Here is an 11,094-nt window from a genome sequence, read left to right as displayed (position 1 = left end):
GCGCCTGGACCGCAGAACGCAAAGGCCGCGGCGAGCGCCAGGGCAAGGCGCAGCTGGCCAGCTGGATGGGCCATTTGCTGGGCGAAGAAGGCCGCTTCCAGGGTCTGCTCGTCGACGAACAGCGCCACCTGGTTGTCCATGGTAGTGTCCAGCACGCTGACCAGCAGGGTCAGGGCATTGACCTTGTTCTCGTTAATGGCGGCATAGTGGCCCACCAGCGCGGTGCAGGTGATGCCGCCGGAGCAGGCCCCGAGCATGTTCAGGTCCTTGCTGCCGGTAATCGCCAGCACCGCGTCGACCGCTTCCTTGAGCGCGTCGATGTAGGTGGACAGGCCCCATTCGCGCTGGGCTTTGGTCGGGTTGCGCCAGCTGATGATGAAGGTTTGCTGCTGCGAGCGCAGGCAGAAGCGCGCCAGGCTTTTTTCCGGGCTCAGGTCGAATACGTAGAACTTGTTGATCTGCGGCGGCACCACCAGCAGCGGGCGAGCGTGCACCTGTTCGGTGATGGGGCTGTACTGGATCAGCTCCAGCACATCGTTGCGGTACACCACCGCACCTTCGCTGGTGCCCAGGTTCTTGCCCACCTCGAAGGCGTCCATGTTCACCTGGCTGGGCATGCCGCCATTGTTGACCATATCCTTGGCCAGGTTGGACAGCCCGTCGAGCAGGCTCTTGCCGCCGGTTTCGAAAAAGCGTTTGACCGCTGCCGGGTTGGACAGGGTGTTGGTCGGCGCCATGGCCTCGGTCATCAGGTTGATGACGAACTGGCCGCGGCTGATGTCCTGGGGCGACAGGTCGCTGCTGCCGATCCAGTCCTGCAGCTCATTGCGCCAGGCCAGGTAGGTTTGCAGGTAGCGACGGTACAGCGGGTTGTTGCTCCAGGCCGGGTCATTGAAGCGACGGTCATCGCTTTCCGGGGCCAGGCTGGACTTGCCCAGCAGCACGTTCTTCAGCTCCAGGCCAAAATGGGCCACATGCTTGGCGCTGTGCAGCGGTTGGCGCACGGCCTGGCGCAGCACGGTACGTGCCGAGCTCAACAGGTCCTTGCGGCGAATGCCGATGACCGGGTTCAGCCCCAGGGTGTTTTCCGAGGCCTGCCGCTGCAGCTCATCGTTGTTCTTGTTACTCATCTACGACGCTCCGTTGTCCTGAGACGAGTACCGGATGCTGTGACGGCGCACAGCCCTGAGCCCGGTACTGCTACTCGGGTGACCAGTGATAAGAAACAGCGGTGCTGCGGGGGTTTAGACTGCCTGCAAATGGATGCAGGGACCTTGCCACACCCATTGGTTACCCGACTTTCATGTAATGCGCAAGACAGCCCGTCACTGGGCTGTCTGTAAGTCATTCAAACAGATGAATTTAGAAAATGCGCTCTAAACCCTGCAGGCCTTGCGCTAGAGCATGAGTTTCACCACCGATTCGGCCGGGTCGCGGGATTTACCGGCCTTGTGCAACTCGTCGAGGTACTCGGCCCACAGCTGTTGCTGGCGCAGGCACAGCTGTTCGAGGTATTCCCAGGTGAACAGGCCGCTGTCATGGCCATCGTCGAAGGTCAGTTTCAGTGCATATTGGCCGGCGGGTTCCAGGCCACTGAGGCCGACGTTGATCTTGCCGAACTGCAGGATGGGGTTGCCGTGGCCCTGGACCTCGGCAGAAGGGGAGTGCACGCGCAGGAATTCGGCGGGCAAGGTGTAGACCTCGCCGGGGGCGTAGGTGAGGCTGAGGGTTTTCGAGGCTTTGTGCAGGTTGATGGCGGTGGGCAGGCGGGCCATGGCTGGAATCTCTGGGGAGCTGATAGTGCACAGCTTCGGGAGATTTGGGGGAATGTGCAAGGGGGCTGCTTTGCAGCCCTATCGCGACACAAGGCCGCTCCTACAGGAGATCGTGGTCCCTTGTAGGAGCGGCCTTGTGTCGCGATAGGGCCGCACAGCGGCCCCCTGCGGTCTTACAGGATGTAACGCGACAGGTCTTCGTTCTGCGCCAGCTCACCCAGGTGGCTGTTCACATACGCGGCATCGATCTGGATCGGCGTTTCATCATGGGCGCTGGCCAGGTCACCGGCACTGAACGACACTTCTTCCAGCAAACGCTCAAGCAGGGTGTGCAGGCGGCGGGCACCGATGTTCTCGGTCTTTTCGTTGACCTGGTAGGCAATCTCGGCCAGGCGCTTGATGCCGTCGGCGACGAACTCGATGTTCAGGCCTTCGGTTTTCAACAGCGCCTGGTACTGCTCGGTCAGCGACGCGTGCGGCTCTCGCAGGATGCGCTCGAAGTCTTCCGGGGTCAGTGCCTTCAGCTCGACGCGAATCGGCAGACGGCCTTGCAGCTCGGGCACCAGGTCGCTTGGCTTGCTCAGGTGGAAGGCACCCGAGGCAATGAACAGGATGTGGTCGGTCTTGACCATGCCCAGCTTGGTGTTGACGGTGCAGCCTTCGATCAGTGGCAGCAGGTCGCGCTGTACACCTTCACGGGACACGTCGGCGCCGCCAACGTTGCCACGCTTGGCAACCTTGTCGATCTCGTCGATGAACACGATGCCGTGCTGCTCGACCGCTTCCAGGGCCTTGGCCTTGAGCTCTTCCTCGTTGACCAGGCGGCTCGCTTCTTCGTCGCGAACCATTTTCAGCGCTTCTTTGACCTTCAGCTTGCGCGCCTTGCGCTTGCCTTTGCCCATGTTGGCAAACAGGTTCTGCAGCTGGTTGGTCATTTCTTCCATGCCAGGCGGTGCGGCAATTTCAACACCGGCGGTATCAGCCACTTCGATCTCGATTTCCTTGTCGTCCAGCTGGCCTTCGCGCAGGCGCTTGCGGAACAGCTGACGGGTGTTGGAATCGCTGCTGGTCTGCGCGGCTTCTTCGCTGAAGCTGGTCACCCGGGCCTGAGGCAGCAGGGCATCGAGGATGCGGTCTTCGGCGGCATCTTCGGCGCGGTGGCGTACGCGGACGATTTCCTGCTCGCGCAGCATCTTCAGCGCGGCATCGGCCAGGTCACGAATGATCGACTCGACGTCGCGGCCCACGTAGCCCACTTCGGTGAACTTGGTGGCTTCGACCTTGAGGAACGGCGCGTTGGCCAGCTTGGCCAGGCGACGGGCGATTTCGGTCTTGCCGACACCGGTAGGGCCGATCATCAGGATGTTCTTCGGCGTTACTTCGGCACGCAGCTCGGCTGGGAGCTGCATGCGCCGCCAGCGGTTGCGCAGGGCAATGGCGACGGCGCGCTTGGCGTCGTCCTGGCCGATGATGTGGCGGTTGAGTTCGTGGACGATCTCGCGGGGGGTCATGGACATGATGAAAATGGTCCTTGGGCAGATGAGTCAGCGTGGAAAAGCCCCGTCACCGGGAAGGGGCGCCAGAACAGCTGAATCAGTCGGCCAGGTCCTGCTCCTCGATGGTCAGGTTGTGGTTGGTGAACACGCAGATGTCACCGGCGATGTTCAGGGCAGTTTCGGCGATTTCACGGGCCGAGAGGTCGGTCTTGTTCAGCAGGGCGCGGGCTGCGGCCTGGGCGTAGGCGCCACCGGAACCCATGGCGATCAGGCCGTCTTCGGGTTCGACTACGTCACCGTTGCCGGTAATGATCAGCGAGGCGTCCTTGTTGGCCACGGCCAGCATGGCTTCCAGGCGGCTCAAAGAACGGTCGGTACGCCATTCCTTGGCCAGCTCGACGGCGGCGCGAACCAGGTGGCCCTGGTGTTTTTCCAGCTGCCCTTCAAAGCGTTCGAACAGGGTGAAGGCGTCGGCGGTGGCACCGGCGAAGCCGGCGATGACCTGGCCGTGGTACAGGCGGCGCACTTTCTTGGCGTTGCCTTTCATCACGGTGTTGCCGAGGGATACCTGGCCGTCGCCGCCCATGACGACTTTGCCGTTACGGCGGACAGAAACGATGGTGGTCAAGGGGAGAGTCTCCACGCAGCGGGGCGAAAGTGCCTGATGCAGACTCATATGGGGGTGGGGGGAAGGATTTCAACCGTGGGGGATGAATGGTCAGTGTTCTGCTGCGCTGGCCTCATCGCCGGCAAGCCAGCTCCCACAGGATTACCACAGGCCTTGAGGGCAGTGATTTCCTGTGGGAGCTGGCTTGCCGGCGATGAGGCCAGTGAGGGTTACTCAGGCCTCGTGGCAAACATGCCCATCGACCAAGGTATAACGCACCGCACCCGGCAGGCAGTGACCGTTGAACGGGCAGTTCTCGCCACGCGACAGCCATTGCTCGCCGGCAACGGTCGAGGCTTGCGGGTCGAACAGCACCAGGTCGGCAGCACCGCCCACTTTCAGCTCACCGGCCGGCAGGCGCAGGGCCGCAGCCGGGCCGCTGCTCAGGCGGGCCAGCAGGGTCGGCAGGTCGAGCAGGCCGTCCTGCACCAGGGTCATGGCCAGTGGCAGCAGCAACTCAACGCTGCTGATACCTGGCTCGGTAGCACCGAACGGGGCCAGCTTGGCGTCGCGCTCGTGCGGCTGGTGGTGGCTGGAAATCGCCTGGATCACGCCCGACTTCACTGCCTCGCGCAGGCCGTCACGGTCAGCGGCAGTGCGCAGCGGCGGCTGCACGTGGTACAGGCTGGAGAACTCGCGCAGCGACTCGTCGGTGAGGATCAGCTGGTACAGCGCAACGTCAGCGGTCACCGGCAGGCCAAGCGCCTGGGCCTGGGCGATCAGCCGCGCGCCACGGGCGCTGGTGATCTGGCTGAAGTGCGCACGTACGCCGGACTGCTCCACCAGCAGCAGGTTGCGCGCCAGGGCCACGGTCTCGGCGCTTTCCGGAATACCCGGCAGGCCGAGGAAGCTGGCCATCGCGCCTTCGTGGGCCAAACCGCCCTGGGCCAGGTCGCGGTCCTGGGAATGGAACACCACGGTCAGGTCGAAGGTGGCGGCGTATTCCAGGGCGCGGGCCAGGGTACGGTTGTTGGGGATTTCCTTCAGGCCGTTGCCGAAGGCCACGCAACCGGTATCACGCAGGGCCACCAGTTCAGCCAGCTGTTCGCCTTCCAGGCCCTTGGTCAGGGCACCGATCGGGTAGACCTTGCTGTTGGCGGCCTCGCGGGCGCGGTCGAGGATCAGTTCGGCCACTGCCGAGGTGTCCAGCACCGGCTTGGTCTGTGGCGGGCAGCACAGGCTGGTGACGCCACCGGCCACGGCGGCGCGGGTTTCGCTGGCGATAGTGCCCTTGCGGCTGTAACCCGGCTCGCGCAGGGACACGCCAAGGTCGACCAGGCCAGGCGCTGCAACCAGGCCATCGGCCTGGATCGTGCGGCTGGCGCTGAAACCGGCCGGGGCAGCGCCGATCGCGGCAATGCGGCCACCGTCCAGGTGCAGGTCGGTGACCTGGTCCAGGCCGCTGATGGGGTCGATGACCCGGGCGCCAAGAATACTGATGGTCACTGGGCGTTCTCCTGGTCGAATTGACGTTGCGCGTTCTGCCCGCTCATGGCCATGGACAGCACCGCCATGCGCACAGCGATGCCATAGGTGACCTGGTTGAGGATCACCGAGTGCTTGCCGTCGGCCACTGCCGACTCGATTTCCACGCCACGGTTGATCGGGCCCGGGTGCATGACGATGGCATCCGGCTTGGCCCCGGCCAGGCGCGCAGTGGTCAGGCCGAACAGGCGGTAGAACTCGCCTTCGCTGGGCAGCAGGCCGCCGGCCATGCGCTCACGCTGCAGGCGCAGCATGATCACCACGTCGACGTCTTTCAGGCCTTCGGCGAGGTCGGTGTAGACCTTCACGCCATATTGCTCGATGCCGATCGGGATCAGGGTTTTCGGGCCGATCACGCGAATGTCCGGGCAGCCCAGCGCTTTCAGCGCGAGCATGTCGGAACGGGCCACGCGCGAGTGCAGGATGTCGCCGACGATGGCCACCGACAGGTTTTCGAAGCTGCCCTTGTGGCGGCGGATGGTGAGCATGTCGAGCATGCCCTGGGTCGGGTGCGCGTGGCGGCCGTCACCGCCGTTGATCACGGCAACGTCCGGGCACACGTGTTCGGCGATGAAGTGCGCGGCGCCCGAGTCGGAGTGGCGCACGACGAACATGTCGGCGGCCATGGCTTCGAGGTTGCGCAGGGTGTCGAACAGGGTCTCGCCCTTGCTGGTCGAGGAGGTCGACACGTTCAGGCTGATCACGTCGGCCGACAGGCGCTGGGCCGCCAGTTCAAAGGTGGTTCGGGTACGGGTCGAATTCTCGAAGAACACGTTGCACACGGTCTTGCCGCGCAGCAGCGGGACTTTTTTCACAGCCCGGGCGCCGACTTCCAGGAACGAGTCGGCGGTGTCGAGGATCTCGGTGAGCAGTTCGCGGGGCAAACCGTCGAGCGAGAGGAAGTGGCGCAGCTGGCCCTGATCATTGAGCTGCAGCGGGCGCTTGGCGTCGATTGGCGTCATCGCGGGGGACTCTTAAAGGGCGGAAGCGGAGGCGAGGTCCTGGCGCTCGAGGGCGAGCGGTGCGGGTCCGGTCAATTTTACCCGTTCATGGGCAGCCAGCGACAGGGTGGCGCCAAGCACATTCGGGCGGATCGGCAGTTCGCCGGCATCCAGGTCCAGCAGGCAGACCAGGGTGACGCTGGCCGGGCGGCCATAATCGAACAGTTCGTTGAGCGCCGCGCGGATGGTGCGGCCGCTCATCAGTACGTCATCCACCAGCACCAGGTGCTGGCCTTCGACCTCGAACGGCAGCTCGGACGGGCGTACCTGCGGGTGCAGGCCGTTCTGGCTGAAGTCGTCGCGGTAGAACGAAACGTCCAGGGTGCCCATGGCGCTGGTGTCGCCCATGGCCTCCTGCAGGGCCTGGGCAACCCAGACGCCGCCTGTGCGGATACCGATGTAACGCGGTTCGCTGATGTTGCGGCGGGCCAGGTGGGCACGAAGGTCGACAGCCATCTGCCGGACCAGCTCGGCGGGGTTGGGTAGGCTCATTGCGGGCTCCTCGGAAGGGTGCGCCGGGCGGGGCCGGCGGCAAAGATGATCAGGTATTGGCCTCCAGCCAGCCTTGCAGCAGCAGGGCGGCGGCGATGGCATCGACCGGGTTGTCGCGGTAGCTGCCGCGCTGGCCGCCACGGGCCATGCGCTCGCCTTTGGCCTCGAAGGTGGTCAGGCGTTCGTCGTGGGTGTGCACGGGCAGGTTGAAGCGGCCGTTCAAGCGGCGGGCGAATTTTTCGGCGCGGGCGCTCATTTCGCTGGGCGTGCCGTCCATGTTCAGCGGCAGGCCGACGACGATGGCGTCGGGCTTCCATTCGGCAATCAGCTTTTCTACCTGGGCCCAGTCCGGCACGCCGTTTTGTGCCTTCAGGGTGCACAGTTCGCGGGCCTGGCCGGTAATCACCTGGCCGACGGCCACGCCGATCTGTTTGCTGCCGTAGTCGAAGCCCAGCAGTAAGCGTAGTTCGGCCATCACGCGTGGCCCGCCTGGCTGGTCAGCAGGTGCAGGTTGATGCCCAGGCTGGCGGCGGCGGCCTCCAGGCGCAGGTCGCTGGCCATGCCGAAGATGATTTGCGGGTCGAACGGGCAGTTGAGCCAGGCGTTGTCGGCCAGCTCCGCTTCCAGCTGGCCGGCCTCCCAGCCGGCATAGCCGAGGGTGATCAGGCTCTGTTTCGGGCCGACCCCGGCGGCGATGGCCAGCAGGATGTCCTGCGAGGTGGTCAGCGTCAGCCCTTCCAGCGCCACGCTTGCCTGGAAGCTGCATTCGCTGCTGTGCAGCACGAAGCCGCGGTCGGTCTGCACCGGGCCACCCTGGTAGATCGGCACTTGCAAGGTGTCGGCCGGCGGCGTTTCGTCCGGGCGCAGCTGCTCGAGGATGTCGGCCAGGTTCAGCTCCTGCGGCCGATTGACCACCAGGCCCATGGCGCCATGGGCGTTGTGCTCGACGATGTACGTGAGGGTCTGGGCGAAGTTCGGATCGGCCATGTGCGGCATGGCGATCAGGAACTGATGCTTGAGGTAGCTCGGCGTGAGGGTTTTCATGGGGGGATAGTGTGGCGCCAGGTGGCGGGGCTGACAAGGTGCGCTTTGTGTCATCTGGTTGGCGCCTGTCTTGAGGGTTTTGGCGCCTGTGAGATCGAGCGCCGCCCGCGCGGCGCTTCGCGGGGCAAGCCCGCTCCCACATCTGTTTCAGGCCAGTCACTCCTGTGAGGGCACCGCTGTCCGCCTTGTTTGTTCCATTCGATATCGAGCAAAACTGCTTTTCATCTATCTCCAGCCATGCATCAAGGCTGCAACCCACCTGGCACAGGAATAATTGGCCAGAAACAGATGTGGGAGCGGGCTTGCCCCGCGAAGCGCCGCGCGGGCGGCGCTCGATATCCGCGCCACCGCATACCCAAAGCCCTACACCCAAGGCAAAACCTCAATTACTGGACAAACGGTCCCCACGGGCAAAGCGCCAGGTGCGGATGATCTCCAGCCGGTCAAACTCGGCCAGGTCCCCGGTAAACGGCGCAAACGGCGCCGCCAACCGGACGATACGCTGCGCCGCCTGGTCCAGCACCGGTCGCCCGGACGACTCCAGCACCAGCACCTCGTACAGTGAGCCATCGCGGTTGATCGACACCATCATGCGCAAGTTGCCGTAGATCTGCTGCCGGCGCGCTTCGTCGGGGTAGTTCAGGTTGCCCACCCGCTCGACCTTCTTGCGCCACTCTTCCTTGTACCAGGCGCCCTTGTCGCGCATGGTCGAGGCGGCGTTCAGGCGGTGGATCCGCGGGCGCTTGGCGTACAGCTGCTGTTCGTTGGACAGCTCCGCCTCCAGGCTGGCGATCTGGCTGGACAGCTGCGAGCTGTCGAAGTCCGGCGCAGGCGCGGCGGGTTTGGGCTGCGGCTTGCTTTCCTTGGGCTTGGGCTCGACCTTCTGCGCCTTGGGTGCAGTGGTCACTACCGCTGACTTCTGCGGGCTTGGCGGTGGCACCACCTCGGGCTTGGCCGCAGGCGGCGGGGTGATCTTGTTGATCTTGCTGTCCTGGAACGGTGCCAGTTCGGTGGTCTTGGGCACCGCCTTCTTGTCCAGGGTGCCGCTGCCTTGCTGGTTGTCCTGGGCCTGGAAATCAGCCTTCTCCGGCGGTTTTTCGCTTTTGAAGGTGGCCAGGGTGATGTCCATGGTGTGGCGGATTTCGGCCGGTTTGACCACGCTGAAGCCGACGCCAAGGATCAGCGCCAGGTGCACCAGGGCAGCCAGGAACAGGGTAAAGCCGAGCCGGTCCACCGGGCGAACACGGGGCGGCAGCAGGTCGGCGGGGATGTCAGCGGGCAGCGTCATCAGGTATCCAGGGGCAGCTTCAAGCTTCAAGCTATAAGCTACAAGTAAGAGCAGTTCGGCGCAGGCCGGCTGTTCTTGTGGCTTGCAGCTTGTAGCTTGCGGCTGAGCATATTACCCCACTCTGGGTGTTTGCCGCGCGTTGCCGGTCAGCGCGCCTTCAGCTGGCGATCAATGGCGTCCATCAGCTTGCCACCGATATCGGTGTTGTAGGCATTGTCGATTTCGCGAATGCAGGTCGGGCTGGTGACGTTGATTTCGGTGAGGTAGTCGCCGATCACGTCCAGGCCAACAAACAGCAGGCCCTTCTCGCGCAGGGTCGGGCCGACCTGAGCCGCAATCCAGCGGTCACGCTCGCTCAGCGGGCGGGCTTCGCCACGGCCACCGGCGGCGAGGTTGCCACGGGTCTCGCCGCTGGCCGGGATGCGCGCCAGGCAGTAGTCGACCGGTTCGCCGTCGATCATCAGAATGCGCTTGTCGCCGTCCTTGATCGCCGGCAGGTAGGCCTGCGCCATGATCTGCTGGGCACCCAGCGCGGTCAGGGTTTCGAGGATCACCGACAGGTTGGGGTCGCCCACCCGGTGGCGGAAGATCGACGTGCCGCCCATGCCATCCAGCGGCTTGAGGATCACATCGCCATGCTGGGCCGCAAACGCGCGAATGATGTCCGGGCGACGGCTGACCAGCGTCGGCGGCGTGCACTGCGGGAACAGCGTGGCAAACAGCTTTTCGTTGCAGTCACGCAGGCTTTGCGGGCGGTTGACCACCAGCACGCCGTCATTCTCGGCTTGCTCCAGCAGGTAGGTGCTGTAGACGAACTCCATGTCGAATGGCGGGTCCTTGCGCATCAGGATCACATCCAGCTCGGCCAGCGTGCTGTCCTGCTCCTCGCCCAGCTCGAACCAGCGGGCCGGGTCGGCAAACACCTTCAGTGGACGCATGCGCGCACGGGCCTTGCCTTCGCCCTGGTACAGGTCGCGCTGCTCCATGTAGAACAGGCTCCAGCCGCGTGCCTGGGCGGCCAGCAGCATGGCCAGCGAGCTGTCCTTCTTGTAGGAGATGGACGCAATGGGGTCCATGACAATGCCGAGGCGAACGTTCATGGGGTGGTTCCTCTTGGCGGCGCGTGGCCGCGATGGATCGAAAGAAAAGTGGCTCAGGGTGGCGCTGTGAACGCCGCTGGTCAAGGGGCGGCGCAGATGGAATGGCCACCCGGAGTGTGCTAAAAATGCCAGTCATAGTGCTGTACAACAGGCCTTTGGGGCTGCTGCGCAGCCCGATCGCGACACAAGGCCGCTCCTACAGGAGTTTGCGTTCCCTTGTAGGAGCGGCCTTGTGTCGCGATCAGGGCGCGCAGCGGCCCCACGGTTTCAGCAAAAACAGCGACGGTAGCCCAAGTGATGGAACAACCCCTGAAGGTGATGGTGATCGACGATTCGCGCACGATCCGCCGCACCGCGCAGATGTTGCTCGGTGAAGCGGGCTGCGAAGTAATCACCGCCAGCGATGGCTTCGACGCCCTGGCCAAGATCGTCGACCACCAGCCCAGCATCATCTTCGTCGATGTGCTGATGCCACGCCTGGACGGCTACCAGACCTGTGCGGTAATCAAGCACAACAGTGCCTTCAAGGACACCCCGGTAATCCTGCTGTCGTCGCGCGATGGCCTGTTCGACAAAGCCCGCGGCCGGGTGGTGGGTTCCGATCAGTTCCTGACCAAACCGTTCAGCAAGGAAGAACTGCTCGACGCGATCCGCGCCCACGTGCCCGGGTTTGCCGCATCTCAACAACACGCACCCTGACCGCGCCCCGCCATGGCACGGTCCTACTTTCCTGATGGGGAACCAGC

The 11,094-nt window shown here is 64.3% G+C and carries 12 protein-coding genes; 1 reads left to right on the top strand and 11 read right to left on the bottom strand.

Going from position 1 to position 11,094, the window contains the following annotated elements; genetic code table 11:
* From ACI2KG_RS27255 to gshB, 11 genes are all read right to left on the bottom strand, one after another.
* Positions 1 to 1,130: alpha/beta fold hydrolase (locus ACI2KG_RS27255; protein WP_404664000.1), on the bottom strand; the 1,130-nt coding region annotated here is incomplete at its 3' end.
* A 267-nt stretch (positions 1,131 to 1,397) separates the two neighbouring features.
* Positions 1,398 to 1,775 carry a DUF971 domain-containing protein gene (locus tag ACI2KG_RS27250; RefSeq protein ID WP_266029122.1) on the bottom strand — a complete coding sequence of 126 codons (378 nt, stop codon included), beginning with the start codon at positions 1,773 to 1,775 and terminating at the stop codon, positions 1,398 to 1,400.
* Between the two features lie 173 nt (positions 1,776 to 1,948).
* Entirely contained in the window at positions 1,949 to 3,292 is a 1,344-nt protein-coding gene (hslU, locus tag ACI2KG_RS27245) for an ATP-dependent protease ATPase subunit HslU (protein WP_404663999.1), read from the bottom strand.
* Positions 3,293 to 3,368: 76 nt separating this feature from the next.
* Positions 3,369 to 3,899, bottom strand: a complete 531-nt coding sequence (hslV, locus tag ACI2KG_RS27240) for an ATP-dependent protease subunit HslV (protein ID WP_003249309.1) — start codon at positions 3,897 to 3,899, stop codon at positions 3,369 to 3,371.
* A 213-nt stretch (positions 3,900 to 4,112) separates the two neighbouring features.
* Positions 4,113 to 5,384, bottom strand: coding sequence for a dihydroorotase (locus tag ACI2KG_RS27235; protein WP_404663998.1), 1,272 nt, complete (start codon positions 5,382 to 5,384; stop codon positions 4,113 to 4,115).
* Positions 5,381 to 6,385 (bottom strand): aspartate carbamoyltransferase catalytic subunit, encoded by a 1,005-nt coding sequence (locus ACI2KG_RS27230; protein ID WP_008099987.1) that lies wholly within the window; start codon positions 6,383 to 6,385, stop codon positions 5,381 to 5,383. Before ACI2KG_RS27230 ends, ACI2KG_RS27235 begins: the two co-directional genes overlap by 4 nt.
* Before the next feature lie 12 nt (positions 6,386 to 6,397).
* Positions 6,398 to 6,916 carry a bifunctional pyr operon transcriptional regulator/uracil phosphoribosyltransferase PyrR gene (pyrR, locus tag ACI2KG_RS27225; RefSeq protein ID WP_201202213.1) on the bottom strand — a complete coding sequence of 173 codons (519 nt, stop codon included), beginning with the start codon at positions 6,914 to 6,916 and terminating at the stop codon, positions 6,398 to 6,400.
* Between the two features lie 49 nt (positions 6,917 to 6,965).
* The gene (gene ruvX, locus ACI2KG_RS27220) at positions 6,966 to 7,391 is read right to left on the bottom strand and encodes a Holliday junction resolvase RuvX (RefSeq protein WP_003249316.1); all 426 of its coding nucleotides are present in this window, start codon (positions 7,389 to 7,391) and stop codon (positions 6,966 to 6,968) included.
* The gene (locus ACI2KG_RS27215) at positions 7,391 to 7,960 is read right to left on the bottom strand and encodes a YqgE/AlgH family protein (protein WP_400612298.1); all 570 of its coding nucleotides are present in this window, start codon (positions 7,958 to 7,960) and stop codon (positions 7,391 to 7,393) included. Before ACI2KG_RS27215 ends, ruvX begins: the two co-directional genes overlap by 1 nt.
* 382 nt (positions 7,961 to 8,342) lie before the next feature.
* Positions 8,343 to 9,248 carry a TonB family protein gene (locus ACI2KG_RS27210; protein ID WP_404663997.1) on the bottom strand — a complete coding sequence of 302 codons (906 nt, stop codon included), beginning with the start codon at positions 9,246 to 9,248 and terminating at the stop codon, positions 8,343 to 8,345.
* A gap of 146 nt (positions 9,249 to 9,394) precedes the next feature.
* Positions 9,395 to 10,348, bottom strand: coding sequence for a glutathione synthase (gshB, locus tag ACI2KG_RS27205; protein WP_404663996.1), 954 nt, complete (start codon positions 10,346 to 10,348; stop codon positions 9,395 to 9,397).
* 297 nt (positions 10,349 to 10,645) lie between these two features.
* Between gshB and ACI2KG_RS27200 the strand changes: the two genes are divergently transcribed.
* Positions 10,646 to 11,047 carry a PleD family two-component system response regulator gene (locus tag ACI2KG_RS27200; RefSeq protein WP_404663995.1) on the top strand — a complete coding sequence of 134 codons (402 nt, stop codon included), beginning with the start codon at positions 10,646 to 10,648 and terminating at the stop codon, positions 11,045 to 11,047.
* The last annotated feature ends 47 nt before the right edge of the window (positions 11,048 to 11,094 follow it).

The organism is Pseudomonas sp. NPDC089407, from assembly GCF_044900445.1.
Classification (GTDB): domain Bacteria; phylum Pseudomonadota; class Gammaproteobacteria; order Pseudomonadales; family Pseudomonadaceae; genus Aquipseudomonas.
The sequence above is the reverse complement of the archived record's forward strand: the minus strand, read 5'-3'. Positions and strand labels throughout refer to the sequence as shown.

Bases quoted from the DNA above. Each gene is read 5' to 3' on its own strand.
- pyrR (WP_201202213.1), bottom strand. From the start codon at position 6,916: ATGAGCCTACCCAACCCCGCCGAGCTGGTCCGGCAGATGGCTGTCGAC.
- ACI2KG_RS27230 (WP_008099987.1), bottom strand. From the start codon at position 6,385: ATGACGCCAATCGACGCCAAGCGCCCGCTGCAGCTCAATGATCAGGGC.
- ACI2KG_RS27210 (WP_404663997.1), bottom strand. From the start codon at position 9,248: ATGACGCTGCCCGCTGACATCCCCGCCGACCTGCTGCCGCCCCGTGTT.
- ACI2KG_RS27215 (WP_400612298.1), bottom strand. From the start codon at position 7,960: ATGAAAACCCTCACGCCGAGCTACCTCAAGCATCAGTTCCTGATCGCC.
- ACI2KG_RS27200 (WP_404663995.1), top strand. From the start codon at position 10,646: ATGGAACAACCCCTGAAGGTGATGGTGATCGACGATTCGCGCACGATC.
- hslU (WP_404663999.1), bottom strand. From the start codon at position 3,292: ATGTCCATGACCCCCCGCGAGATCGTCCACGAACTCAACCGCCACATC.
- gshB (WP_404663996.1), bottom strand. From the start codon at position 10,348: ATGAACGTTCGCCTCGGCATTGTCATGGACCCCATTGCGTCCATCTCC.
- ruvX (WP_003249316.1), bottom strand. From the start codon at position 7,391: ATGGCCGAACTACGCTTACTGCTGGGCTTCGACTACGGCAGCAAACAG.
- ACI2KG_RS27250 (WP_266029122.1), bottom strand. From the start codon at position 1,775: ATGGCCCGCCTGCCCACCGCCATCAACCTGCACAAAGCCTCGAAAACC.